The organism is Chryseobacterium formosense (assembly GCF_900116415.1).
GTDB classification, from domain to species: domain Bacteria; phylum Bacteroidota; class Bacteroidia; order Flavobacteriales; family Weeksellaceae; genus Chryseobacterium; species Chryseobacterium formosense.
Genome location: NZ_FPAP01000001.1, coordinates 958,989 through 984,333, shown reverse-complemented (window position 1 = coordinate 984,333; position 25,345 = coordinate 958,989). Strand labels below are relative to the sequence as shown.

The window sequence follows — 25,345 nt, the reverse complement described above, 5'->3', positions numbered from 1 at the left end:
AAAAATTCTAAAATTAATATGGGCAATATATTAGAAATTCAGTCAAACAAAGTTAAAGAGACCGTAGGAAAACATGTTCTGGCAGACGGTTTTGATTTTGTAATGGATATCGAAAACTCACACGGATCCTGGATTCATGATTCCGTTTCAGGGAAAAATTTCCTTGATATGTTTTCAATGTTCGGTTCAGCATCCATCGGTTACAACCACCCTTATCTGGTTGAAAAATCTGAATGGTTGGGTAAAATGGCCGTGAACAAACCTACTTTGGCCGATGTTTATTCTAAAGAGTATGCTCATTTTCTTGAAGTTTTTGAAAGGGTAGTTTTACCAAAAGAATTACAATATGCATTTTTTATTGAAGGCGGTTCTTTAGGTGTTGAAAATGCAATGAAAGCTTGTTTTGACTGGAAAACAAGAAAAAATTTCGAAAAAGGTCTTGATGTAGAAGCCGGAATCTGTATCCATTTCAGACAGGCATTTCACGGAAGAAGCGGTTATACTTTAAGCTTAACCAATACTTCTGATCCAAGAAAATATCAGTATTTCCCGATGTTTGAATGGCCTAGAATTTTGAATCCTAAATTACATTTTCCCATTACTGAAGAAAATTTAGAAGAAACAATCAAGAACGAAAATTTAGCATTGCTTCAGATTACAGAAGCTATTCTTTCAAATCCAGATAAGGTAGCTTGCATCATCATAGAGCCAATTCAGGCTGAAGGTGGTGATAATCATTTCAGAGACGAATTTTTTGTTGGTTTAAGAAATATCTGCGACGAGCATGAAGTTCTTTTAATTTTTGATGAAGTACAGACAGGAATCGGAATTACCGGTAAAATGTGGGCTTTTGAACATTTAAGTGTTGTACCGGATATTATTTCTTTTGGTAAAAAAACTCAGGTTTGCGGAGTTTTAGCCAATAAAGAAAAGTTTGATGAGATTCCGAATAATGTTTTCAGAGAAAGCTCAAGAATCAATTCTACTTTTGGCGGTAACTTTATTGATATGCTTCGTTTCCAATTGGTGATGGAAGTGATCGAAAAAGAAAATCTTCTAGAAAATGCCAATATTGTGGGAGAATATCTATTGGAAGGCTTGCAAAATTTAGCTCAGAAATATCCTGAAAAATTATCCAACGCAAGAGGAAAAGGTTTGATGTGCGCAATAGATCTTCCGTCAGGAGAACAAAGAGACCAACTAAGAAGTGAGCTTTACAACGATAACTTAATCATTCTTGCATGCGGCGATCAGTCAATCAGATTCAGACCACATTTGAATGTTACAAAAGAAGAAATTCAGATCGCTTTAGATAAAATTGAAAATAACATTAATAAAATTTAAAACATCAGGATTTGGAATTCTGAAAAAAAATTTCTATATTTAGATACTCAAAATGGATTTTATATGGAAAGAAACACGAGAGTATCAGTTTTTGAAAGTGATAAACCTGCAGAAATACAGTTGATCAAATCAAAGTTAGACGATGCACAGATCACTAATGCGGTAGAAAATAATTATCTTACTTTTACAACAACACCGACGGCAACGTCTTTGAAAGTAATGGTAGATTTACATGACGAGAAGAAAGCATTTGATGTAATAGATGCTTATCTTCAACAAAATTTAAATCAATAAAAACAATTTCATAATTTTAAATTTTACTACTTCGGACCGAAAATTAATGAGAGTTAATTTTCGGTTTTTTGGTGTTTAATAATCTTAAAGCATCAATTATTAATAAAATTTTAATGGGTATTTTTTGGCACTGATTGTGCAATTTCCCAATTTTCAAGTTTGTAATACAAAGCTCTTATGACTCAAAAAAACGAAATCCATTTCAGGAAAGCGGAAACCTCAGACATCAATCCCATCTGGGAAATCATACAGCAATCTATTGAAAGGAGAAGAAAAGACGGCAGCCAACAATGGCAAAACGGATATCCTAATCTGCAAACTGTTGAAAGTGACGTGGAAAAAGGATTTGGTCATGTTCTTACAGTTGATGGGGAAGTAGCTGTTTTTGTAGCACTTATTTTTAATGATGAACCAGCCTATAGCTCTATTGAAGGGGCATGGCTTACCACAGGAGAATTTGTGGTTGTACATAGAGTAGCAGTTTCTGAAAAATTTGCAGGACAAGGACTTGCAAAAAAACTCTTCGATTATATTGAAGATTTTACAAAGTCACAGAATGTTTTAAGCATAAAAGTTGATACCAACTATGACAATCTTGCGATGTTGAAAATTTTGGAATCTAAAGGTTACACCTATTGTGGTGAAGTTTATCTTGCGGGAGGCATAAGAAAAGCATTTGAAAAAGTGTTGATGTAGAAAAAAGCAAAAGGTTAAATCAAATTTCATTGATTCTTTAAGAAACTATTTATTCATAAACTCTATTGGGTTTGTTCGTTTAGTTCCGAACTAATTTCTAAATTTGTTCAAAAATTTTTCTATAATGAAAAAAAGTCTGGAAATAGATGAGAAAATCTTTCAGGATGCTGTAAAATTTTACGGTACTGTTCTCAATCTTCCACCACTGGCTTCAAAAATATATTCCTACCTGATTTTCGATTTTGATAAGGTGGGAATTACTTTTGATGAATTTGTCGAAGTTTTTTCGGCTAGCAAAAGCTCGGTTTCCACGAGTATTAATTTACTTCTTAATGCTGAATTAATTGTCGATGTCAACAAGATGGATGAAAGAAAACGTTATTTTTTCGCCAACGATGATTATAAAAAAATAAGGTTTGAAAAAATTGTGCAAAAAATGCAGGACGAACTGAAACTTCTGGATGATCTCAAAAACTTCAGAAAAACAGAGCATAAAGAAGCCGATGAAAGATTTGAGGTGTACAAAGCACTTTTAAATAAAAACATAAAAAATATTCAGGAATCTCTTAATAAACTATAAAATGACAAACAAGCTTATACTATTTTCTGTAGCAGCTTTCTCTTTAACTGCTTGCAAAAAAGAAGCTCCGAAGCAGGACGGGCCAAAGCCTTTCCCTGTAGTTTCGGTAGAGAATAAAAATATTGTAGGGTACGATACGTTTCCCGCAACGATTGAAGGTAGAGTGAATAATGATGTGAGAGCAAAAATTCAGGGGTACATCACTCAGGTTTTGGTAGATGAAGGGCAGTACGTTACGAAAGGGCAGCCTTTATTTCGTCTTGAAACCAATATTCTCACTGAAAATGCCGCTGCTTCCAAAGCCGGAATCACTGCTGCAGAATCAAATATTGCTGCTGCTCAAGCTGCTGTAAATGCGGCTAATGTGGAAGTCAATAAATTAAAACCACTGGTTCAGAAAAACATTATCAGCAATGTACAGCTTCAAACGGCTCAGGCAAATTTAGCTCAGGCTCAGGCAGGATTACAACAGGCAAGAGCTGCAAAAAGTCAGGCTGTTGCCAATTACAAAGGAGTTGAAGCCAATATCGATTATTCGGTAATCCGTGCTCCGATTTCCGGAGTAATCGGAAAATTGCCATTGAAAGTAGGAAGTTTGGTTGGGCCAACTGACCAGACTGCTTTAACAACCATTTCAGATACTTCAGAAATCTTCGCTTATTTCTCAATGAATGAAAAAGCATATTTTGATTTCCTTGAAAAATCAGTCGGAGCAAGTGTACCTGAAAAAATCAAAAATCTTCCGATGGTTGAACTTCAGTTGGCGAATGGAAGTATTTATCCTGAAAAGGGTAGAATTGAGGCGATTACAGGTTCTTTAGATCCTACAACAGGAACGATTCAGTTCAGAGTTGTTTTTACAAATGCTCAGAAATTATTAAGCAATGGAAACAGTGGAACCATCAGATTCCCTAAACATTTTGATAATGTATTGGTAGTTCCGGAAAGTGCAACGTACGAGCAGCAAGGTATTGTTTATGTTTATAAAGTTGATAAAGATACCGCAAGAAATGTTGTGGTTGATGTGATCGACCGTATCGACAATTATGCTTTGATTAAATCGGGGTTAAAAACCGGAGAAACTGTAATTGCTGCAGGAACTGGAAGTATAAAACCAGGAACTGCCGTACAACCTAAAAAAGTAAAAATGGATAGTTTAGTTCAATCTGTAAAACCGAAATTCTAACATGATAAAAAACTTTATTAACAGACCGGTTTTATCTACTGTAATCTCGATTCTTATTGTAATTCTCGGGGTCTTAGGTCTTACTGCGCTTCCTGTTACACAATATCCGGATATTGCTCCACCAACGGTAAGTGTGAGAGCAAATTATACCGGAGCGAATGCTGAAACGGTAATGAAAAGTGTGGTAGTTCCTTTGGAGGAGCAGATTAATGGTGTGGAAGGGATGGATTATATTACATCAACCGCAGGGAATGACGGTTCGGCGCAGATTCAGGTATTCTTCAAGCAAGGAATTGATCCCGATATTGCAGCGGTAAACGTTCAGAACCGTGTATCGAGAGCAAGCCCGCTACTTCCAAGTGAAGTTACACGTTCAGGGGTTGTTACCCAGAAGCAGCAGACAAGTGCCTTGATGTACTTATCTTTCTATTCTGAAAACAAAAATATTGACGATGTTTATCTTCAGAACTTTTTGAATATTAACGTTATCCCGAATCTTCAGAGAATTAATGGAGTTGGGGAAGCCAACGTTTTCGGTGGAAAAAATTACTCAATGAGAGTTTGGCTGGATCCTGCAAAATTAGCAGCTTACGGAATTACTCCAACTGATGTTACAACAGCGATCAATGAGCAGAGTAGAGAAGCTGCGGCTGGTTCTTTAGGACAAAACAGCGGAAGCTCTTTCGAATATATCATTAAATATGTAGGGAAGTTCAGCGATAAAGAACAGTATGACAATATCATCATTAAATCTTTACCGGACGGACAAAACCTAATGTTGAAGGACGTTGCTAAAGTAGAATTAGGTGGTCTTTCCTACACAGGTGTAGGTGAAAACGGAGACAACCCGTCAATCAGTATGGGGATCTTCCAGACTCCGGGTTCCAATGCGCAGGAGATTATCGAAAATATTAAAGCTCAGCTTAAAGCCAACGAAAGCACTTATCCTGAAGGCGTAAAATATACCTTCAACTTTGATACAAATGAATTCCTGGATGCATCGATTGAAAAAGTAATTCATACTTTAATTGAAGCGTTTATCCTAGTATTTATCGTTGTTTATATCTTCTTACAGGATTTCAGATCAACTTTAATTCCGGCAATTGCGGTTCCGGTTTCGATTGTGGGAGCATTTTTCTTCCTGAATTTATTTGGATATTCATTAAACTTACTGACGCTTTTCGCTTTGGTATTGGCAATTGGTATTGTGGTGGATGATGCGATTGTTGTGGTGGAAGCCGTTCACGCCAAGATGGAACATGGGATTTCAAATGCTAAAAAAGCAACGGTTGAAGCTATGGACGAAATTACAGGAGCAATTATTTCAATTACTTTGGTAATGGCTGCAGTATTTATTCCGGTAACTTTTATCACGGGTCCGACTGGGGTATTTTATCAGCAGTTTGGTATTACTTTGATTATTGCAATTATCATTTCAGCGATTAATGCATTGACTTTGAGTCCGGTGCTGTGTTCATTATTCTTAAAACCGCATGATGAACATCACGAAGATTACAAGAGCAAAAACTTCATTCAGAAGTTCTTCTATAAATTTAATATTGCTTTTAAAACAGCAACAGATCGTTACGGTAGAGGATTTACATTCCTGATTAAACACAAATGGGTAACTCTATTGATTTTTGTAATCACAGGTGGAATTATCTATTGGGCGAGTTCAACAATGAAAAAAGGTTTCGTCCCGACAGAAGACCGTGGAATCATCTTTACTGATGTACAATTGCCTCCGGGAGCTTCTATGGAAAGAACCTATAACGTTTTGAAAACATTACAGGCAAATGCTTTAAAAATTCCTGGAATTCAAAACGTAACTATTTCTACAGGTAGAGGTCTACTTTCGGGAAATGGTAGTAACAATGGTCTTGCCTTCATCAAGCTTAAACCTTTTGATGATAGAAAAGGTGACGGACTTTCTTCTGAAGCCATTACAAAACAGCTTTTCGGTTTGTCAGGAAAAGTTCCCGATGCAAAAGTTGTATTCTTCCAGCCGCCAAGTGTACCTGGTTTTGGTAACAGTGCAGGTTTTGAGATGGTACTTTTAGATAAAGCAGGAGGGGATTTCGCAGAATTGGATGCAAAAACCAACGAGCTTATCGGAAATCTGATGAAGCGTCCTGAAATTGAATTTGCTCAGACTTCATTCAATACCAAATATCCGCAGTATGAAATGCAGATTAACGTTCCTTTAGCAAAGCAAAAAGGAGTTTCTGTGAATACGATTCTTGAAACCATGCAGGGATATATCGGTGGAATTTACAGTGCTGACTTTACAAAATACGGAAAACAGTTCAGGGTAATGGTTCAGGCTTTACCTGAAAATAGGGTAAATGCAGAAAGTCTTAATCAGCTTTACATCAAAACTGGCGGCGGAGAAATGGCACCAATTTCACAGTTTGTAACATTGAATAAAACGTACGGACCTCAGTCTGTAGGACGTTACAACCTATTTAGTTCGGTTAAAATTACCGGAGCCAACTCTGGAGGTTACAGTACGGGTGATGCTATTGCTGCCGTACAGCAGGTTGCAAGTGAAACTTTAGATCAGAATTATGGTGTTGAGTTTACCGGGCTTTCGAGAGAAGAATTGGCTTCAGGTTCTCAGACCTTATTAATTTTTGCATTGAGTTTAGTATTTGTGTATTTTATTCTTGCTGCACAATATGAAAGTTATATTCTTCCTTTAGCAGTGGTAATTTCACTTCCTTTAGGGGTGATGGGAGCTTACTTCGGACAGAAAATAATGGGTCTTGAAAACAACATCTATTTCCAGATTGCATTGATTATGTTGGTCGGATTATTGGCAAAAAATGCGATTTTGATTATTGAATTTGCGGTTCAGCGAAGACATCACGGCGAAACGATTGTAGAATCTGCGGTCAATGCAGCTAAAGCCAGACTAAGACCTATTTTGATGACATCATTGGCATTTATCTTCGGATTATTACCTCTGGTTTTGGCAAGCGGAATCGGTGCAGTTGGTAACCGTTCTATTGCAACGGGAGCAGCAATCGGGTTGTTGATCGGTACTATTTTAGGAGTGTTTGTGATTCCGGTTTTATATGTGATTTTCCAGACTTTACAGGAGAAAATCAAGCCGATCAAGCATGAAGAAGTGAATTTAGCTGAATAAGAAATCTTTAGATTTAAATAATGAAAAATTTATCAATAATAAAAGGAACTGCTTTTTCGGTGCTCACAGCTCTGGTTATTACTTCTTGTCATGTAAGAAAAGAGTATGAAAGACCTGCAGCTGCAGTGGATGAAAAACTGTTCCGTACAGATATGCTGCCTCAGGACAGTACAAGTATTGCGAATGTTTCCTGGAAAGAAATTTTCACAGATCCTATTCTTCAGGGACACATTACCAAAGCGCTTGATAATAATCTTGATGTAAGAATTGCAGTACAGAATATCGTTTCGGCGGAAGCTTATTTAAAACAGGCAAAAGCTGCATACGAACCTACTTTATCAGTCGGACCCAATTATACGTTCCAAACTCAATCGATCAACACCCAGTTTGGTCAGATTATCGGGGAAAGACGTTATGTAAACCAGTTTGACATTACGGCAACCATCGGTTGGGAAGCAGATTTATGGGGAAAAATGAAATCTCAGCAAAAAGCTCAATTGGCAAGTTATCTTGGAACGGTTGCAGCTCATAAAGCCGTAAAAAGTGATTTGGTTGCGTCGATTGCTTCAGCATACTTTCAGTTGTTGACGTATGATGACCAGAAGAGAATCATTCAGGAAACGATTAAAGTAAGAGAAAATAATTTAGAAACAACAAAAGCTTTAAAAGAAGCGGGAACTTTAACGGAAGTTGCCGTTCAGCAAAGTGAAGCTTTGGTTTATAATGCTAAATCTTTATTAATCGATATCGATACCCAGATTCAGCTGTTAGAGAATACAATGAGTCTTTTGATGGGTGAGCCTTCGCAAACGATCGCAAGATCATCTTTAGCTTCACAGACAATACCCAACAGTTTGGCGACAGGTTATCCTGCAAGCTTACTGGCAAACCGTCCCGATGTCATGCAGGCTGAGTTCAATCTGATGAATGCTTTTGAATTGACCAATGTTGCCAAAGCTCAGTTTTATCCCACATTAAAACTAACAGGAAGCGGAGGGGTACAGTCGGTTGATATTGACCATTTGTTCAGTGTAAACTCTCTTTTTGCCAATGTTGTTGCCGGTTTGGCTCAACCGATTTTAAACAGAAGACAGATCAGAACCAATTATGACGTAAGTTTAGCCAATAAAGAAACAGCATACCTGAATTTCAGAAAATCTATTTTGACTGCGGGAAAAGAAGTTTCTGATGCGATCCGAGTATTTTCAGTACAGGATTCTTTTATTGATCTAAAAAGAAAAGAACTGGATTCTTATAAAAAATCGGTAGATTATTCTCAGGAATTGGTGAACTACGGTATGGCAAATTACCTTGAAGTTCTAAATGCAAGTGTAAACTCATTAAACGCCGAACTTAATATTTCTAATGCAGAATACAGCAAAATGAAAGCTGCCGTAGATTTATACCAGGCTTTAGGCGGTGGATGGAAATAACGAAAGTTAGTTATATATATTCAATCTTGTTAAGACGTGTGCTGGAAACAGTGCACGTTTTTTACTATATAAAGTATCAACAATGTATTAAACACAAAAAAACCTTCTGATTTAGAAGGTTTTATTAAAATAGAGGTGGAGAATACGGGACTCGAACCCGTCACCTCGACACTGCCAGTGTCGCACTCTAGCCAGATGAGCTAATTCCCCGTTTTTAAGTTGCACAAATGTAATTAATATTTATATACAAATTAAATAAATTTTAATTCATAACAAAAACCTTCAGAAATGGAAGGTTTTTAGATTTAATCAATTTAAAATCTTTGTGGTTATTAGTTTCGATAAATCTAAGTGTAACTTAATTACTGGTTTATGATTGCAGTCATATTTGAAACGATTTATCAAATTTCTTTTGAAATGATTTTCTGATATGAAGATTTTTTTCGTTTTCAAAAAAATACAGAAAATAAATTTGCTTTGAATTGCTTAAAATATCATCAGCAAAAGATTAAACTATAAAATTAAATTGATATATTTGCCCAATTCTAAAAATACAGAGATAGAAGAAATTTGAAATACTATCCTGAAAATTTTAGGACTATTTTTAAGAATATATTCGACAAAACAACTTATTTCATAAACTATTGTAAACTATGAAGAAACTTTTTTTACTTTTATTGACTATTTTCTCACTGATTGGATGCTCATCAAACGATGAAACGCTTTACGATTATATCGGAACCTGGTCAGGAACTTATGAAGGAAGCGACAAAGGCGTTTGGAACTTCGTAGTGGCAAGTGATGGTAAAGTAACAGGAACAATGCATTCTGAAACCAATAACGAAAATTACAATATTTCAGGTTTCCTGAACAGTTCAGGCCAATTGACGGCTGACTTGGTTTTACCTGCAGATGGTAAATTTACAGGAACTTTAGATGTAGAAGGAAAAGGCAGCGGAAACTGGACGAACGAATCTCCAAACCCTGTAAGAAGCGGAACCTGGAAAGGGGAAATAAATAAAACAAAATAGATTCAACTATTATAAATCAGAATCGGCTGCAAACAAAGTTTGCAGCCGATTTTTTATTTAAACAAATCCCATTTTGATAACCTGTGAATTTTTCTTTGCGGCCACAAAATGAATCACCATATTTTCTTCTCCAAAATGATTTTCAAAAACGACATCACTCTGATTTTCTGTCAGTTTTATTTTTTCTTCAAAAAATTCGGTAAGATAATTCTCAAAATCGATTTTGATACTCACAATCATTATTTCATCAGCAATAGTATTTTTGTCTAAGTGCAGACTTTTATCCCATAACCCTAAAAGAACCTGAGCTTCCTGATGAAAACAAGGAATGTTTCCAAACTGAAAATTTTGCAATACGATTTTACCATTTGAAGTTTTTAAACCTGATTTTACCGTTCTTTTACCTTTTTCATGCTCCGAATCTAAATCTTTGATTTCAGTCATTACTTTAGCAAATCTTTGATAGAGTAGGGCATCTTCAGCCAGCTCAATATATTTCGATATGCATGAACGGATTAATTTTCCCACTTTTGAGCAATGCCCAAATTCCGAACTGTTTTGCCTGACTTTTTCATAAGTCGGACTTTTCTTATACGCTGTTTTATTAAACCCGCTTTTTTTCCGGACAATGTTTTTACCGTTCAGATTATAAAAAACCAGATCACCGATTGCTCCGTTGAGCTTTATAAAGCTTTCGTAAGTTGCCATTTTTCTAAAAGAATTTCAAATATAGAAATAAAAAATGAGATTAAACATTATTTTATATATAATTAAAGTATAGTTGTAGTATAGTTATTGTATAATTAAAAAATTTAATTTATATTTGTATCGAATAAATATCTAATTGATTTTCAAATGAATAAGAGAACATGCTTTTCGGAAATTAAATTATATAAAAAACTTGCTGTATTAGCTTTAAGTTCAGCAATAATCATCTCTTGCGGAAGCTCTAAAAGTGTAGCTGATTCGAAAAAAAGACCTTCAAAAACAGTCGTTAAATCTGATAATTTAAGAAGACTCGATTCTGATTTCGATGGCAAAGTGACTGGTTCTGTAAAAAGTTTATTGAAGGATGCCGAAAGATATTTGGGAACACCTTATAAATTTGGAGGCAATTCTTCATCAGGCTTCGATTGTTCCGGGTTTACCGTGAAAGTTTTTCAGGAAAACAATTTCAGCCTTCCAAGAAGATCATCTGATCAGGCAGATGCAGGAAAATCAATTGATATTAAAACCGTAAAACCAGGTGATCTGTTATTCTTTGCTACCTCAGGTGGAAGTCGTGTTTCTCACGTTGGAATTGTTCACACTATTGAAAATGACGGCGAAGTGAAATTTATTCATGCATCCACTTCAAAAGGGGTCATTATTTCTTCTTTAAACGAAAAATACTGGAACAAAGCATATCTTCACGCTCAGAGAGTTTTATAAAACTTTGCAATAGAGTTGCATATAAATGAACTTTACATTTGTCAGAAATTATTATTTATGACAGATTTTATCAGCGTTTTTATTCCTTTATTTTTTATATTATTTTTCTTGACAGCATTTTTCGGAAAAAGTTTTATTGTTTCAAAAAAGATCGGGAAAAATCCGAATGTTCTTCCGGAAGATGATTCTGCATACGGATTGATCGGGAGATATTTTAAGCTGACCTTATTATTTCTTTTTATTTACACCGTTGTGTTTTTCTTCTTTCCTTATTCTATTTTACAAAATTGTAGTATCAATTTTTTAGAGAACAATACAATCAAGTATTTTGGAATGTCTTTAATGATTTTAAGTTTAATATGGGTTCTTATTGCTCAGTTTCAGATGGAAAATTCATGGCGGATAGGTATTGATGAAGAACTTAAAACAGAATTAATCACGACAGGACTTTTTAAATATTCCAGAAACCCGATTTTTCTGGGCATGCTTATGAGTTTAACCGGATTATTCATGACTTTACCCACATTCATTTCATTAAGCTTTTTTATAATATCCAATATTTTAATTCAAATCCAGATCAGATTGGAAGAAGAATTTCTCTTAAAACAACACGGAACGTATTATTCGGAGTATAAAAAGAAGGTGAGAAGACTGATTTAATGAAGAAAAAATTAGCTCTATCAGATAAAAACCGAAAATATTTTGTCTAACTTTTTTGTATATTTGGCAACGATTTTTTAACAAATTTTAAACATAATTATGTCGTTACAACAAACTATTGAAAATATCTGGGACAACAGAGAATTATTGCAGAATGAAGATAGCCAAAAGGCGATCAGAGAGGTTATTTCTTTGGTTGATAAAGGTGAACTTCGTACAGCAGAACCTACAGAAAACGGATGGCAGGTGAATGAATGGGTAAAAAAAGCGGTCGTAATGTATTTCCCGATCCAGAAAATGGAAACTATTGAAGTAGGTCCGTTTGAATTTCATGATAAAATGCCTTTGAAGAGAAATTATGCTGAAAAAGGAGTGAGAGTTGTTCCTCATGCAATTGCAAGAGAAGGAGCGTATATTGCTCCTGGTGTAATTATGATGCCTTCATATGTAAATATCGGTGCTTATGTAGATTCCGGAACAATGGTTGATACTTGGGCAACAGTTGGAAGTTGTGCACAGATCGGTAAAAATGTTCACCTGAGTGGTGGTGTTGGTATTGGTGGTGTTTTAGAACCGCTTCAGGCTGCACCGGTAATTATTGAAGATGACTGTTTTATCGGTTCTAGATGTATCGTTGTAGAAGGAGTTCATGTTGAAAAAGAAGCAGTATTGGGAGCAAATGTTGTTTTGACGGCTTCAACAAAAATTATTGATGTTACAGGAGAAACGCCGATCGAGATTAAAGGAAGAGTTCCTGCTCGCTCAGTGGTAATTCCGGGAAGTTATACCAAACAATATCCTGCGGGAGAATATCAGGTTCCTTGTGCTTTGATCATCGGTCAGAGAAAAGAATCTACAGATAAAAAAACGTCTCTTAATGATGCTTTAAGAGAAAATAACGTTGCTGTTTAATTTTTTTTTCATTTAACTAATAACCACAACCTTGAAAGAAAAATTTCTTAAAATACTTTTAAACCCCAAATATATTTTTGGGGTTTATCTTATTATATCTGTTGTAACGGCGTTATCGAAGTTTTCTAAAGGAGATCATGCAATCAACAATTATCTGATTTTTAAAAATGTATTTTTTAATACAATTAATGAGAAAAATCTTTATCTGCAATACCCTGAACTTTTCCAGGACTCTAATCATTATGGGATATTTTTCAGCCTTCTGATTGCTCCTTTTGCATTAATGCCGGATTGGTTGGGAATTTGTTTATGGAATGTTGCCAATACTTTGATATTTCTTTACGCGATTAAAAAGTTGCCTTTTTCAGATCCGAAAAAAGCTTTATTTGCTTTATTCTGCTTGCAGGAGTACATTACTTCATCACTTTATTTTCAGTTTAATATTGCGCTTGTTGCTCTTCTGATGCTTGCTGCGATTTATATTTATGAAAACAAAGAAGCAAAATCAGTGGGAGCGATGTTAGTTGGTTTTTTTGTAAAAATATATGGTATTTTAGGGCTTTCCCAGTTTTTCTTTATTAAAAATAAAGGGAGATATATTCTTTCAGGAATTGTAATTGCACTGCTGTTTTTTGTAATTCCGATGCTGTATTCGAGTCCTTCATTTGTATTGCAGAGTTACGCAGACTGGTATCAGTCACTCTCTGAAAAAAACGGACAGAATCAGGGACTGACATCGTATCAGGATATTTCTTTAATGGGGGTTGTGAGAAGAATTGCAGGTGACCCTTCAATTTCAAATCTTGCTTTTCTGGCATTTGGTTTACCTCTTTTTGCGATACCTTATGTTAGAATTAAGCAATACAAAAATTACGCTTTCCAGTTGATGATTTTAGCTTCTACTTTACTGTTTTTGGTGTTGTTCAGCTCAAGTTCAGAATCTCCAACGTACATTATTGCAGTTGTTGGAGTAATGATCTGGTTTTTCCTTCAGAAAGAAAGATCTCCTTTTATTATTGGATTATTGATCTTTGTGATAATTTTCACCTGTTTTTCAACGTCAGATTTGTTTCCGAAATTTGTAAAAGAAAATTACATCAAAAAATATTCTTTAAAAGCTGTACCTTGCATCGTCATTTGGTTGAGAGTAATCTATGAGCTTCTGACAAAAAATTTCGAAAAAGATTATAGCCTGAATTCATAAAATGAAAAAAATTTCTATAGTCATTCCTGCCCATAACGAAGAAGGAAACGTAGCCTTAGTTCATCAGAAAATTAAAGAAGTTTTTGATGATATGCCCGATTATGGTTTTGAAATTATTTTTGTGAATGATGGAAGCCGTGACAAAACCCAGCAAAAGCTGGAAGAACTTTCCAAAAAATACGACGAAGTAAAATTCATTGAGTTTTCAAGAAATTTCGGTCATCAACCTGCCGTAAAAGCCGGGATGGATAATGCTCACGGAAATGCAGTCATTTCAATGGATGGCGATCTTCAGCATCCTCCCGAACTCATTCCTGAAATGATAAAAAAATGGGAAGAGGGTTATGATATTGTATTCACGGTAAGAACATATCCTAAACAGATATCTTATTTTAAACGAAAAACATCCGATTTTTTTTATAAAATTTTATCAAGTTTATCGGATGTCAATTTAACGAAAGGCGGTGGTTCAGATTTCAGATTGATGGATGCTAATGCGGTGGAAGTCATAAGAAGTTTCAATGAAGACGACTTGTTCTTACGAGGATTAACAAGCTGGATGGGCTATAAACAAATAGGAATTGAGTTTACAGCCAACGAAAGGTCTTCTGGAGAAAGCAGTTATAACCTGAAAAAAATGATCACTTTTGCCTTTACAGGAATCACAGCATTCAGTGTAAAACCGCTTTATATTGCAGCTTATTTAGGATTTTTATTCTCGGGAATTTCAGTCATAGGTTATGGTTTGTATGTTTTATATGCATTCATCGCAAAAACAGAAATTTCAGGTTGGGCATCATTAATCATGACAATTGTTTTCTTTGGAGGTTTACAATTGATTATTTTAGGAATTATAGGAATTTATTTAGGCAAAATCTTTAAACAGGTAAAAGAAAGACCTAATTATATTATAAAAAATAAAAATTTTTAATCAATGGTTTTATTAAGTTTTGACATCGAAGAATTTGATATGCCATTAGAATACAAAGGTGAAATTTCCTTTGAAAAGCAGATCTCAATCTCACAAACCGGACTCGAAAGAATTTTGGATATTCTTAAAAAGCATAGTACGAAAGCAACTTTTTTTTCAACGGTAGTTTTTGCAGAAAACAGCAAGCATTTAATTGAAAGATTACTGAATGAAGGCCATGAATTGGCTTCTCACACTTGGTTTCATTCCGATTTTGAGGAAAAACATTTAAAAGACTCGAAAGACAGGCTTGAAGAATTATTTTCTACAAAAGTGACAGGATTACGAATGCCGAGAATGATGCCTGTAAGCAAAAATGCGGTTGAAAATGCGGGATATTCTTACAATTCCTCGATCAATCCGACCTTTCTTCCTGGAAGATATAATAATTTGAAAGTTTCCAGAACGTATTTTAAAGAAGGAAAAGTAACCCAAATTCCGGCTTCTGTTTCTCCGAATTTCAGAATTCCGTTGTTTTGGTTGAGTTTTCACAATTTCCCTTTATCTTTCTATAAAAAACTGGCTTCAGATACTTTAAAAAAAGACAATTATCTGAATATTTATTTCCATCCGTGGGAGTTTGCAGAAATTAAAGAGGAAGCATTTAAATTACCTGGTTTTACCGTAAAAAATTCAGGAAAAGATATGGTGGAGCGTTTTGATGAATTCATCTCTTGGCTGAAAAGTAAAAATTATTCATTTGGAACATTTCAGGAATTTCAAAAACAAATTGAATCATGAAAATAGCATTTGATGCCAAAAGATTTTTTCATAATACCTCAGGTTTAGGGAATTATTCCCGCGATTTGATAAGAATTTTATCAAAATATTTTCCTGAAAACGAATATATTCTGTTAAATAAAAATAAGTCAGAAAGAGGAGCTGATATTTTAGAAAATCCAAATGTTCACTTTGTTGAAACGTCTAAAGGAAGTATGGCCCGTCAATTCAAAACGGGTAAAGATGCGCAGAAACAAAATGCGGATATTTTTCATGGATTATCGGGTGAATTACCATTAAGATGGGACAAAAAACCAATCAAAAAAATCGTCACGATTCATGATCTTATTTTTGTAAGATACCCTCAATATTATTCCTTCTTTGACCGTAAAATTCATCTTTGGAAATTTAAAAAAGCGGCAAATTCCGCAGATAAAATAATTGCGATTTCAGAACAGACAAAACGAGATATCATCCAGTTTTTAAAAGTTCCGGAAAGCAAAATTGAAGTGATTTATCAAGGTTGTCATAAAGCTTTTAAAGAACAGCAATCTGATGATTTTATTCAACAGACAAGGTCAAAATTCAATCTCCCGGAAAGGTTTATTTTAAACGTTGGAACAATAGAAGATCGTAAGAATCTTTTGAACGTTGTTAAAGCTATAAAAGGCACCGAAATTCCTTTAGTTGTTGTTGGAAAAAAAACAAAGTATTTCCAGAAAATAACGAATTTTATTCAGAAAAATAAAATGGAAAAGCAGGTTCATTTCCTGGAAGGAGTTTTAATGGATGAGCTGGCTATTGTTTACAAAATAGCAGATATATTTGTCTATCCAAGTTTTTTTGAAGGCTTCGGAATCCCAGTAATAGAAGCACTTTTCTCAAAAACTGTGACTGTTACAAGTAACACAAGCTGTCTTCCCGAAGCAGGTGGCCCCGATTCGGTTTACATTGATCCCAATAGTTATTTAGATATTCAATCAAAAATAAAATTTTTATGGGATAATGAATCCGAACGAACACGCCGTGCTGATAAGGGCTTTGACTTTGTTCAGAAGTTTAATGACGAGCCAATTGCCAACGAATTGATGACCCTTTACAAAAAAATTATTTCGTAAAATCCTTGGCAGTTTAAAAATAAATCCTACATTTGTACCACAAAATTTCAACAATGAAACCGAATTTTTTAACAGTACATCATTATTATCATCATCTCTGCTAGACGGAATTGTTGATATATGACTATGTTAAAAATCAAAATAATTAAAAACCGTCTGAGTAAATAGACGGTTTTTTTGTTTCTAAATTTATCCCGGGAAATTTTTTCAATTCAACCGTTTTTATTTGCTCAGACACAACAAAAGTGAAATGAGTACATTAAAAATAGCGATACAAAAAAGCGGACGGCTTTACGAAGAATCTCTTCAGCTCCTTAAAGACTGCGGAATCTTCATCAACAACGGAAAAGATCAGCTTAAAGTTTCTGTAGACAATTTCCCCATGGAAATCATGTATTTACGGAATTCAGATATTCCTCAATATCTGGAAGACGGAGTGGTGGATATTGCCATTGTCGGCGAAAATCTTTTAGTCGAAAAACAAAAAAATATTGAAATTATCCAACCTTTAGGTTTCTCAAAATGCAGGGTTTCCTTAGCCATTCCGAAAGAAATTGAAACGGATGATATCAAGTATTTTCGAGGAAAAAAGATTGCTACATCTTATCCAAATACCCTTAAAAATTTTCTTGAGAAAAATAATATTTCGGCTGATATTCACGTGATTTCAGGTTCGGTTGAAATAGCTCCCAATATTGGTCTAGCCGATGGAATCTGTGATATTGTAAGCTCAGGAAGCACTTTATTTAAAAACGGATTGCGAGAAACAGTAACGCTTTTAAAATCGGAAGCTGTACTGGCAAAAACATCACAATTAAGTGCGGAAAAAGTATCCATTTTAGAAAAATTTCTTTTCAGAATTAAAGCGGTTTTAAAAGCAAAAAATTCAAAATATATCCTGATGAATGTTCCGAATGAGAAAATTGATCTCATTTCAAAAACCCTTCCCGTTCTTAAAAGTCCTACTGTAATTCCTTTAGCTGAAAAAGGCTGGAGCAGTATTCATTCTGTGATTGATGAAGAACGGTTTTGGGAAGTGATCGATGAGCTAAAAGACAAAGGAGCACAAGATATTTTGATAATTCCAATCGATAAAATGGTGATTTAGTATGAAAATTAATAAATATCCTCAAAGAGAAGCTTGGCCGGAATTAGTGAAAAGACCTGTTTTACAAAGAGAAAAATTGACAGAATTGATTGCTGATATTTTTAAAGAAGTTGAAAGAAATGGCAATCAGGCTTTATTAGACTTAAATAAAAAGTTCGATGGAGTTGAAATTAAAAGTATTAAAGTTTCCGAAAAAGAAATAGAAAATGTAGAAAGCTTAATCAGTAATGAATTAAAAGACGCTATTCAACAGGCAAAAAATAATATTACAAAATTTCATGCTTCACAAATTACTGAAACAGAAAAAATTGAAACTACAAAAGGAGTTGTCTGTTGGAGAGAAAATCGAGCAATCGAAAAAGTAGGAATTTATATTCCGGGAGGAACTGCGCCTTTATTTTCAACGGTTTTAATGCTTGCCATTCCTGCTCAATTAGTTGGTTGTAAAGAAATTATATTGTGTACACCACCTGATAAAAATGGAAATATCAATCCAGCCATTCTGTATACTGCAAAACTTTGTGAAATCACTGAAATATTTAAAACAGGTGGAGCACAAGCGGTTGCAGCAATGACTTTAGGAACGGAAAGTATTCCCAATGTCTATAAAATTTTTGGACCAGGAAATCAGTATGTTGTCGCAGCAAAAGAATTTGCTCAAAATTATAACGTTGCCATTGATATGCCGGCCGGACCAAGTGAAGTACTAATCATTGCAGATGAAAAAGCCATTCCTGAGTTCTGTGCGGCAGATCTGCTTTCTCAGGCAGAGCACGGAAGTGACAGTCAGGTTATTTTCCTGTCAACAGATGAAACAATTTTTAATAAAACCATTGAAGAAACGGAAAAACAGCTTAAAGTACTTCCCAGAAATGAATTGGCAAAAGAAGCTTTAGAAAACAGCCATTTTATTTTGCTAAATACGATCGATGAAGCTTTAGAATTCAGCAATTTATACGCTCCCGAACATTTGATTTTAGCTATGGAAGACTTTGAAAATTACATTCCAAAAATTCGAAATGCAGGCTCGGTTTTCCTTGGAAATTACTCTTGTGAAAGTGCGGGAGATTACGCAAGCGGAACCAATCACACCCTTCCGACAAACGGTTTTGCAAAAAATTATAGTGGAGTTTCCTTAGATAGCTTTGTGAAGAAAATCACATTTCAGAATCTATCCCAAAAAGGACTTCAAAATTTAGGAAAAACAATAGAAATCATGGCAGAAGCAGAAGGATTATTTGCACACAAAAATGCCGTAAGTGTCAGATTAAAACAAGAAAATGAAAGAATTTAATATCAATAGTTTAGTAAGAAAAAATATCTTAGAACTGCAGCCTTACATCAGTTTTAGAGATCATAATGAATTTAAAAATCCTGTTTTGCTGGATGCCAATGAAAGTCCGTTTGGAGAACTGAACCGTTATCCTGATTCTACGCAGAAAGAATTAAAGCAAAAGCTTTCTGAAATAAAGAATATCTCAACAGATCAGATTGCAGTCGGAAATGGCAGTGACGAATTGATTGATTTGATTGTAAAGATTTTTTGTGAGCCTAAAAAAGACTCCATTTTAATAATGAACCCTTCATTTGCAATGTATGGTTTTTATGCTTCTATCAATGAAAATAAGGTGATAAAACTTGATTTAAACGAAAACTTCGAGATTGTAAAAAATGATTTTCTTAAAATTTCAGCAGGATTTAAGCCTAAAGTTTTTTTCTTATGCTCACCCAATAATCCAACCGGAAACGTTATAGAAGACGTTGAATTTTATATTAAAAATTTTAATGGAATTGTTGTTGTTGATGAAGCGTACATAGAATTCTCAGGAAAAAAATCCTGTACTGAATTATTGGAGAAATATCCCAACCTGATTGTTCTTCAAACATTTTCAAAAGCTTGGGGAATGGCAGGAGCGAGAGTAGGTATTGCGTATTCCTCTAAGGAAATCATTAAGCTGATAAATACAGTGAAATCACCTTACAATGTTAATGCTTTAAGTTTAAATAAAATAATTGAAACAATTACAAAACAAGAAGTTACAAAAAACAATATAGAAAATACTTTAATTGAAATTTCCTGGCTCAAAAATGAATTTGAAGCGATAAATTGTGTTCAGAAAGTATATTCAACTCATGCTAATTTCTTTCTGATCGAATTTGAAAATGTGGAAAAAGTATATAAAAAGTTATTGGAAAACGAAATTCTGACCAGCAAAAGAAGTCCACAAATTCCAAACTGTATCAGAATTAATGTAGGAAATAGAGAAGAAAATACCCAATTAATCAAAGTTTTAAAACAATGCAAAACCATATAGGTTTGAGCAAGCAGAAAAATAACAGATTAACAATTGTTTAGAAATGAAAAAAGTATTGTTTATAGACCGCGACGGAACTTTAATTACAGAACCACCAACGGATTTTCAGGTGGACTCTTTGGAAAAACTTGAATTCTATCCCGGAGTCTTTCAAAACCTCTCGAAAATTGCTAAAGAACTAGATTTTAAACTGGTCATGGTCACCAATCAGGATGGTTTGGGAACTGAAAACTTTCCTTATGAAAATTTTATAAAGCCTCATGAAAAGATGTTGCATGCATTTAAAAATGAAGGTATTGTTTTCAATGATATTTTGATTGATAAAAGTTTTGAATATGAGAATTTACCGACAAGAAAGCCAGAAATCGGAATGTTGGGAAAATATATTTACGGAGATTATGATCTTGAAAATTCTTTCGTCATCGGAGATCGACTGACTGATATTCAACTCGCAAAAAATTTAAAGTCAAAAGCGATTTTCATTAATCCAATTCAGAATGATGATGCAGAGCTGACAACAGAAAATTGGAATGAAATCTATCAATATTTAAAGGATATTCCACGAAAAGCTAAGGTTTCAAGAAAAACAAATGAAACGGACATCGAAATTGAAGTCAATCTTGACGGAAGCGGAAATTCTGATATTTCAACCGGATTACATTTTTTTGATCATATGCTTGAACAGATTTCCAAACACGGGAATTTAGATTTAAAAATCAAAGCAAATGGAGATCTGCATGTTGATGAGCACCACACGATTGAAGACACAGGAATTGTCTTAGGAGAAGCTATTTCGAAAGCTTTAGGAAAGAAAAAAGGAATTGAAAGATATGGTTTTCTGCTTCCGATGGACGATTGCTTGGCACAGGTTGCCATCGATTTTGGAGGACGTGCTTGGTTGGTTTGGGATGCAAATTTAAAACGTGAAAAAGTTGGTGATGTTCCTACCGAAATGTTTGAACATTTCTTTAAGTCGTTCACAGATTCAGCTAAATGTAATGTCAATATTAAAGCAGAAGGAGAAAATGAACATCACAAGATTGAATCTATTTTTAAAGCTTTTGCAAAAGCTATAAAAATGGCAGTTAACCAATCAGATCAGAATTTTAATTTACCGTCAACCAAAGGAAGCTTGTAAAATGATTGCCATTATAAAATACAACGGGGGAAACGTCAATTCCGTCCAAAATGCATTGAAGAGATTGAATGTAAACTCAATAATTACTGATGATTTTGAAATCATTCAAAAGGCAGATAAAGTTATTTTTCCGGGAGTTGGAGAAGCGTCTTCTACCATGAAAAACTTAAAAGAAAAAGGCTTGGATCGATTAATTCCAACTTTAAAACAGCCTGTTTTGGGAATTTGTCTGGGAATGCAATTGATGTGTAAAAACAACGAAGAAGGAAATACAGTCGGAATGGGAATTTTCGATATTAATGTCAAGAGATTTCCAGCAAAAGATATTGTTCCGCATATGGGTTGGAATACGATTTCAGATTTTAAATCTTATCTGTTTTCAGAAATTGAAGAAGAGAGCGACCTATACTTTGTTCATAGCTATTATTGCGAATTATCCGAGAGTACAACTTCTGTTTGTGATTATATTTTACCTTTCAGTGCATCCTTGAAAAAAGACAATTTTTATGCGATGCAGTTTCACCCAGAAAAATCAGGAAAAATCGGAAGTCAATTATTAAATAACTTTTTAAAATTGTAAGCATGAAAATTATCCCTGCGATTGATATTATTGATGGAAAATGTGTTCGTCTGTCTAAAGGTGATTATGGAACGAAGAAAATTTACAACGAAAATCCTGTTGAAGTTGCCAAAGAGTTTGAGAGTTTTGGAATCCGATTTCTGCATTTAGTTGATTTAGATGGTGCGAAATCCAAGCATATTGTCAATCAAAAAGTGTTGGAAAATATTGCAAAAGAAACCTCTTTACAAATTGATTTCGGAGGCGGATTAAAAACATTACAGGATATTGAAATTGCTTTTAATTCCGGAGCGAAACAAATTACAATTGGAAGTATTGCTGTTCAAAATCCTGAGTTTTGTTTTGATCTCATTGAAAAATATGGCTCAGAAAAAATTATTCTAGGAGCTGACTGTGATAATAGAAAAATAAAAACTTCAGGTTGGTTGGAAGAAAGTAATCAGGATGTCATTGATTTTATTATTCAATATCAGGAAAAAGGAATTAAAAATGTAATCTGCACCGATATTTCAAAAGACGGAATGCTGGAAGGACCTTCAACCGATTTATATAAAGATATCTTAAGCCAAACCTCCATTCAACTCGTTGCAAGTGGCGGAATTTCATGCATGGAAGATATATGCAAGATGAAAGAGATTGGTTGCTCGGGAACGATTATCGGAAAAGCTATCTATGAGGGGAAAATTGAATTGAAAGAATTACGGAATTTTGTTTAACCACAAAAGTTTTAACACATAAGTCACAGAAGAGTTTTAATAATTCTCTTTATAAAAGAGCACATAAGTTTAGAAAATCAAAAATTTTCTGTGAGTCCCGAAGGGACGATTTTCTAAAGGATAGGATAAAATCCTATCAAAAAATTTAATGAGCATGTTAAAAAAAAGAATCATCCCTTGTCTGGATATAAAAAATGGAACAACAGTAAAAGGAATCAATTTTGAAGGGCTTCGAAATGCAGGCAATCCAATAGAACTGGCAAAAAGATATGAAGAAGAAGGTGCTGATGAATTGGTTTTTCTTGACATTACCGCCACGATTGAAGAACGAAAAACATTTGTTGAATTAGTGAAAGAAATTGCAAATGAAATCAGCATTCCTTTCACTGTAGGTGGCGGAATTTCAACGATTGAAGATGTGAGAAAATTGTTGGAAGCCGGAGCGGATAAAATCAGTATTAATTCGTCTGCGGTTAAAAATCCTCAGTTGATTTCTGATTTAGCTAAAGAATTTGGAAGCCAATGTATTGTTGTTGCCATTGATACAAGATTTGTAAATGAATCTGATTGGGTTCATATAAAAGGAGGAAGAGAAATTACCCACTTAAAAACTTTAGATTGGGCAAAAAAAGCAGAAGAATTGGGAGCCGGAGAAATTCTCCTGACTTCAATGGACGGAGACGGAACAAAAAATGGTTTTGATCTGAGAATAACCAAATTAATTTCTGAAAACATAAATATTCCTGTAATTGCTTCTGGTGGAGCCGGAAATATTGAAGATTTTGAAGAAGTTTTTAATCAGACAAAAGCAACAGGAGCTTTAGCAGCAAGTGTTTTTCATTTTCAAGAAGTTAAAATTCATGATTTAAAAAATGAATTAAAATCTAAAAAAATAGTCATACGATGAAAATTAATTTTAATAAAAATAATGACGGTTTAGTTCCTGTAATTATTCAAGATAACAGAACGTTGCAAGTTCTTATGTTGGGGTATATGAATGAGGAAGCCTTTGAAAAAACAAAAAATGAAGGAATTGTCACCTTTTTCAGTCGTTCAAAGAACAGACTTTGGACAAAAGGAGAAGAATCAGGAAACTTTTTAATGGTAAAAAGCATTGATATAGATTGTGACCAGGATACCATTTTAATCAAAGCCATTCCTGAAAATGTAGTTTGTCACACCGGAAGTTTCAGCTGCTTCGGAAACAAAAATTCTAAAGGTTTTCTTTATGAATTGGAAGCGAAGATCAGCCAGAGAATTGATGAAAAAATTGAAGACTCTTATACCTATTCTTTATTTCAAAAAGGGATCAATAAAGTAGCTCAAAAAGTAGGAGAAGAGGCTGTAGAATTGGTAATTGAAGCTAAAGATCATAACGACACCCTGTTCAAAAACGAAGCTGCAGATCTGCTTTATCATTATTTAATTTTACTAAAAGTTAAGAATTTTTCATTGGAAGATATTGAAAAAATCCTTTTGGAAAGAAACAAATAAACCTGCTTTCGCAGGTTTTGTTATTTATCGATAATTACTTTCTTCGTAATCGCTTCTCCATCAGATTTTACAGTACACATATAAACTCCCTTTGACAACTTAGAAACATTAATTTTTCTTTCATTTTCAAATGCTGAAATTAATTTTCCACTCATATCATTAATCTCTACACTGAAATTTCTGATATTAGAAGGAATCTCAACATTCAGAACATCTTTGGCTGGATTAGGATAGATTTTTATTGATTCTAACTTATTTGAATCACTTTCTTTCGTTCCTAAAACAGAGCTTGCCACCGCAAAATGCTGCAAAGCTCCAACTGCGGCTTTTCCGACATTGAAAACATAGGTTGGATCAATATTGGCAAAAGTATCATTTGCTGTATGTTGGTTTCCACTAACGGGAGTTTCGTAAAATCCTGTAATAATATCTCCTTTCGCTTCAAAAGGTACATAATCTGATGCATAAGCATTTGACATTGTAGTCTGAAGAGGAGAGTAGAGAGTCGTGCAATTTGCTAATTGCTGAGTCATTGCTAACGATGGCGCATTATTCGCCGTTCCTCCCGCTGAACTTTGATCGCTTTCACAAACAATCGTATTGCTCGGATTTGTAATTTTTCCACCAACCTGGTCGATATTGAAGACAACCTTTAAATTGAGTTGACGAACATTATTAGAAAAAACAACATTGTTTACATAATGTGTGCTTCCCACCAAGCCTTGCTCTTCACCTGAAAAATGAATAAATTTCACAGAGTATTCAGTCGGAACATCTTTTAAAATTCTTGCGGCTTCCAGAAGTATAGAGGTTCCGCTTCCGTTATCACTTACTCCGGGACCTGTAATCGTATCATAATGTCCACAGATAATAACATAAATATTAGGATAAACAGTTCCTGTTTTAGTAATCACTAAATTTTTTGAAGTCGTACTTCCGTAAGTGAAAATATCCTCTGAAATCTGGCTTGCATCATAACCGAAAGTCTGATATTTAGCTTTAAGCCAATTCAGTGTGTTGGTATTTGCTGTTGAGCCTGTCGTTTTTACACCGAGATTCGCAAAATCCTGCAAAAGGTTGGTAATATTGGTTTGGGTAACCTGATTGGCTCTCGTCTGATAAGCCGGAATAAAACTTTGTGCCTGTAAACTGTATGATGCTAAGGATAGGAGCAGAAGACCTTTTAATTTTTTCACTTTAAATAAGATACTTTAATATTAAGCAAATGTAGATAATAAAAAAATCCCGAGCAAAAAACTCAGGATTT

The 25,345-nt window shown here is 34.4% G+C and carries 25 protein-coding genes and 1 tRNA gene; 23 read left to right on the top strand and 3 right to left on the bottom strand.

The window, feature by feature from the left end; genetic code table 11:
• Window positions 1–18 precede the first annotated feature (18 nt).
• The 7 genes from lat to BM371_RS04610 all read left to right on the top strand — a co-directional run bounded on the left by lat (window position 19) and on the right by BM371_RS04610 (window position 8,681).
• Window positions 19–1,344 carry an L-lysine 6-transaminase gene (gene lat / locus BM371_RS04640; protein WP_034677373.1) on the top strand — a complete coding sequence of 442 codons (1,326 nt, stop codon included), beginning with the start codon at window positions 19–21 and terminating at the stop codon, window positions 1,342–1,344.
• 63 nt (window positions 1,345–1,407) lie between these two features.
• Entirely contained in the window at window positions 1,408–1,638 is a 231-nt protein-coding gene (locus tag BM371_RS04635; protein WP_034676346.1) for a DUF2007 domain-containing protein, read from the top strand.
• Between the two features lie 177 nt (window positions 1,639–1,815).
• Window positions 1,816–2,334: a GNAT family N-acetyltransferase gene (locus BM371_RS04630; RefSeq protein WP_034676344.1), complete on the top strand. Its 519-nt coding sequence runs from the start codon at window positions 1,816–1,818 to the stop codon at window positions 2,332–2,334.
• A gap of 124 nt (window positions 2,335–2,458) precedes the next feature.
• The gene (locus tag BM371_RS04625; protein WP_034676342.1) at window positions 2,459–2,914 is read left to right on the top strand and encodes a P-loop NTPase family protein; all 456 of its coding nucleotides are present in this window, start codon (window positions 2,459–2,461) and stop codon (window positions 2,912–2,914) included.
• Between the two features lies 1 nt (window position 2,915).
• A complete protein-coding gene (locus tag BM371_RS04620) occupies window positions 2,916–4,100 on the top strand; it encodes an efflux RND transporter periplasmic adaptor subunit (RefSeq protein ID WP_034676340.1) in 1,185 nt (394 codons plus the stop codon).
• A gap of 1 nt (window position 4,101) precedes the next feature.
• Window positions 4,102–7,248, top strand: coding sequence for an efflux RND transporter permease subunit (locus BM371_RS04615; protein ID WP_034676339.1), 3,147 nt, complete (start codon window positions 4,102–4,104; stop codon window positions 7,246–7,248).
• Between the two features lie 20 nt (window positions 7,249–7,268).
• Window positions 7,269–8,681 carry an efflux transporter outer membrane subunit gene (locus BM371_RS04610; protein WP_034676337.1) on the top strand — a complete coding sequence of 471 codons (1,413 nt, stop codon included), beginning with the start codon at window positions 7,269–7,271 and terminating at the stop codon, window positions 8,679–8,681.
• 136 nt (window positions 8,682–8,817) lie between these two features.
• Here BM371_RS04610 and BM371_RS04605 read toward each other — a convergent pair.
• Window positions 8,818–8,891, bottom strand: a tRNA-Ala gene (locus BM371_RS04605).
• 443 nt (window positions 8,892–9,334) lie between these two features.
• Here BM371_RS04605 and BM371_RS04600 point away from each other — a divergent pair.
• On the top strand, window positions 9,335–9,712 hold the full coding sequence (locus tag BM371_RS04600; RefSeq protein ID WP_034676335.1) for a hypothetical protein: 378 nt from the start codon (window positions 9,335–9,337) through the stop codon (window positions 9,710–9,712).
• Between the two features lie 57 nt (window positions 9,713–9,769).
• Here BM371_RS04600 and BM371_RS04595 read toward each other — a convergent pair whose 3' ends face one another.
• The gene (locus BM371_RS04595) at window positions 9,770–10,420 is read right to left on the bottom strand and encodes a hypothetical protein (RefSeq protein WP_034676333.1); all 651 of its coding nucleotides are present in this window, start codon (window positions 10,418–10,420) and stop codon (window positions 9,770–9,772) included.
• 147 nt (window positions 10,421–10,567) lie between these two features.
• Between BM371_RS04595 and BM371_RS04590 the strand changes: the two genes are divergently transcribed.
• The 15 genes from BM371_RS04590 (at window position 10,568) to hisIE (ending at window position 24,078) form a co-directional block, all read left to right on the top strand.
• Window positions 10,568–11,143 carry a C40 family peptidase gene (locus tag BM371_RS04590; protein WP_051882776.1) on the top strand — a complete coding sequence of 192 codons (576 nt, stop codon included), beginning with the start codon at window positions 10,568–10,570 and terminating at the stop codon, window positions 11,141–11,143.
• 57 nt (window positions 11,144–11,200) lie between these two features.
• Window positions 11,201–11,803, top strand: coding sequence for a methyltransferase family protein (locus BM371_RS04585; protein ID WP_034676331.1), 603 nt, complete (start codon window positions 11,201–11,203; stop codon window positions 11,801–11,803).
• 99 nt (window positions 11,804–11,902) lie between these two features.
• Window positions 11,903–12,715 carry a 2,3,4,5-tetrahydropyridine-2,6-dicarboxylate N-succinyltransferase gene (locus BM371_RS04580; RefSeq protein WP_034676329.1) on the top strand — a complete coding sequence of 271 codons (813 nt, stop codon included), beginning with the start codon at window positions 11,903–11,905 and terminating at the stop codon, window positions 12,713–12,715.
• A gap of 31 nt (window positions 12,716–12,746) precedes the next feature.
• Window positions 12,747–13,919, top strand: coding sequence for a glycosyltransferase family 87 protein (locus BM371_RS04575; RefSeq protein ID WP_081874548.1), 1,173 nt, complete (start codon window positions 12,747–12,749; stop codon window positions 13,917–13,919).
• Window position 13,920: 1 nt separating this feature from the next.
• A complete protein-coding gene (locus tag BM371_RS04570; protein ID WP_034676324.1) occupies window positions 13,921–14,850 on the top strand; it encodes a glycosyltransferase family 2 protein in 930 nt (309 codons plus the stop codon).
• 3 nt (window positions 14,851–14,853) lie between these two features.
• The gene (locus BM371_RS04565; protein ID WP_034676322.1) at window positions 14,854–15,630 is read left to right on the top strand and encodes a polysaccharide deacetylase family protein; all 777 of its coding nucleotides are present in this window, start codon (window positions 14,854–14,856) and stop codon (window positions 15,628–15,630) included.
• Window positions 15,627–16,727: a glycosyltransferase family 4 protein gene (locus BM371_RS04560; RefSeq protein WP_034676320.1), complete on the top strand. Its 1,101-nt coding sequence runs from the start codon at window positions 15,627–15,629 to the stop codon at window positions 16,725–16,727. Before BM371_RS04565 ends, BM371_RS04560 begins: the two co-directional genes overlap by 4 nt.
• Before the next feature lie 250 nt (window positions 16,728–16,977).
• Complete coding sequence (gene hisG / locus BM371_RS04555; RefSeq protein WP_034676317.1) at window positions 16,978–17,835, top strand: ATP phosphoribosyltransferase; 858 nt, start codon at window positions 16,978–16,980, stop codon at window positions 17,833–17,835.
• Between the two features lies 1 nt (window position 17,836).
• Window positions 17,837–19,129, top strand: coding sequence for a histidinol dehydrogenase (hisD, locus tag BM371_RS04550; protein WP_034676315.1), 1,293 nt, complete (start codon window positions 17,837–17,839; stop codon window positions 19,127–19,129).
• Window positions 19,116–20,150 (top strand): histidinol-phosphate transaminase, encoded by a 1,035-nt coding sequence (gene hisC, locus BM371_RS04545; protein WP_034676313.1) that lies wholly within the window; start codon window positions 19,116–19,118, stop codon window positions 20,148–20,150. Before hisD ends, hisC begins: the two co-directional genes overlap by 14 nt.
• A 43-nt stretch (window positions 20,151–20,193) precedes the next feature.
• Entirely contained in the window at window positions 20,194–21,288 is a 1,095-nt protein-coding gene (gene hisB, locus BM371_RS04540; protein WP_034676311.1) for a bifunctional histidinol-phosphatase/imidazoleglycerol-phosphate dehydratase HisB, read from the top strand.
• A gap of 1 nt (window position 21,289) precedes the next feature.
• Window positions 21,290–21,868, top strand: a complete 579-nt coding sequence (gene hisH, locus BM371_RS04535; RefSeq protein WP_034676309.1) for an imidazole glycerol phosphate synthase subunit HisH — start codon at window positions 21,290–21,292, stop codon at window positions 21,866–21,868.
• 2 nt (window positions 21,869–21,870) lie between these two features.
• Window positions 21,871–22,584, top strand: a complete 714-nt coding sequence (hisA, locus tag BM371_RS04530; protein ID WP_034676307.1) for a 1-(5-phosphoribosyl)-5-[(5-phosphoribosylamino)methylideneamino]imidazole-4-carboxamide isomerase — start codon at window positions 21,871–21,873, stop codon at window positions 22,582–22,584.
• 154 nt (window positions 22,585–22,738) lie between these two features.
• Window positions 22,739–23,491, top strand: coding sequence for an imidazole glycerol phosphate synthase subunit HisF (gene hisF / locus BM371_RS04525; RefSeq protein WP_034677370.1), 753 nt, complete (start codon window positions 22,739–22,741; stop codon window positions 23,489–23,491).
• Window positions 23,488–24,078 carry a bifunctional phosphoribosyl-AMP cyclohydrolase/phosphoribosyl-ATP diphosphatase HisIE gene (hisIE, locus tag BM371_RS04520; protein ID WP_034676305.1) on the top strand — a complete coding sequence of 197 codons (591 nt, stop codon included), beginning with the start codon at window positions 23,488–23,490 and terminating at the stop codon, window positions 24,076–24,078. Before hisF ends, hisIE begins: the two co-directional genes overlap by 4 nt.
• 20 nt (window positions 24,079–24,098) lie before the next feature.
• Here hisIE and BM371_RS04515 read toward each other — a convergent pair whose 3' ends face one another.
• Window positions 24,099–25,274, bottom strand: a complete 1,176-nt coding sequence (locus BM371_RS04515; protein WP_034676303.1) for a M28 family peptidase — start codon at window positions 25,272–25,274, stop codon at window positions 24,099–24,101.
• Window positions 25,275–25,345 lie beyond the last annotated feature (71 nt).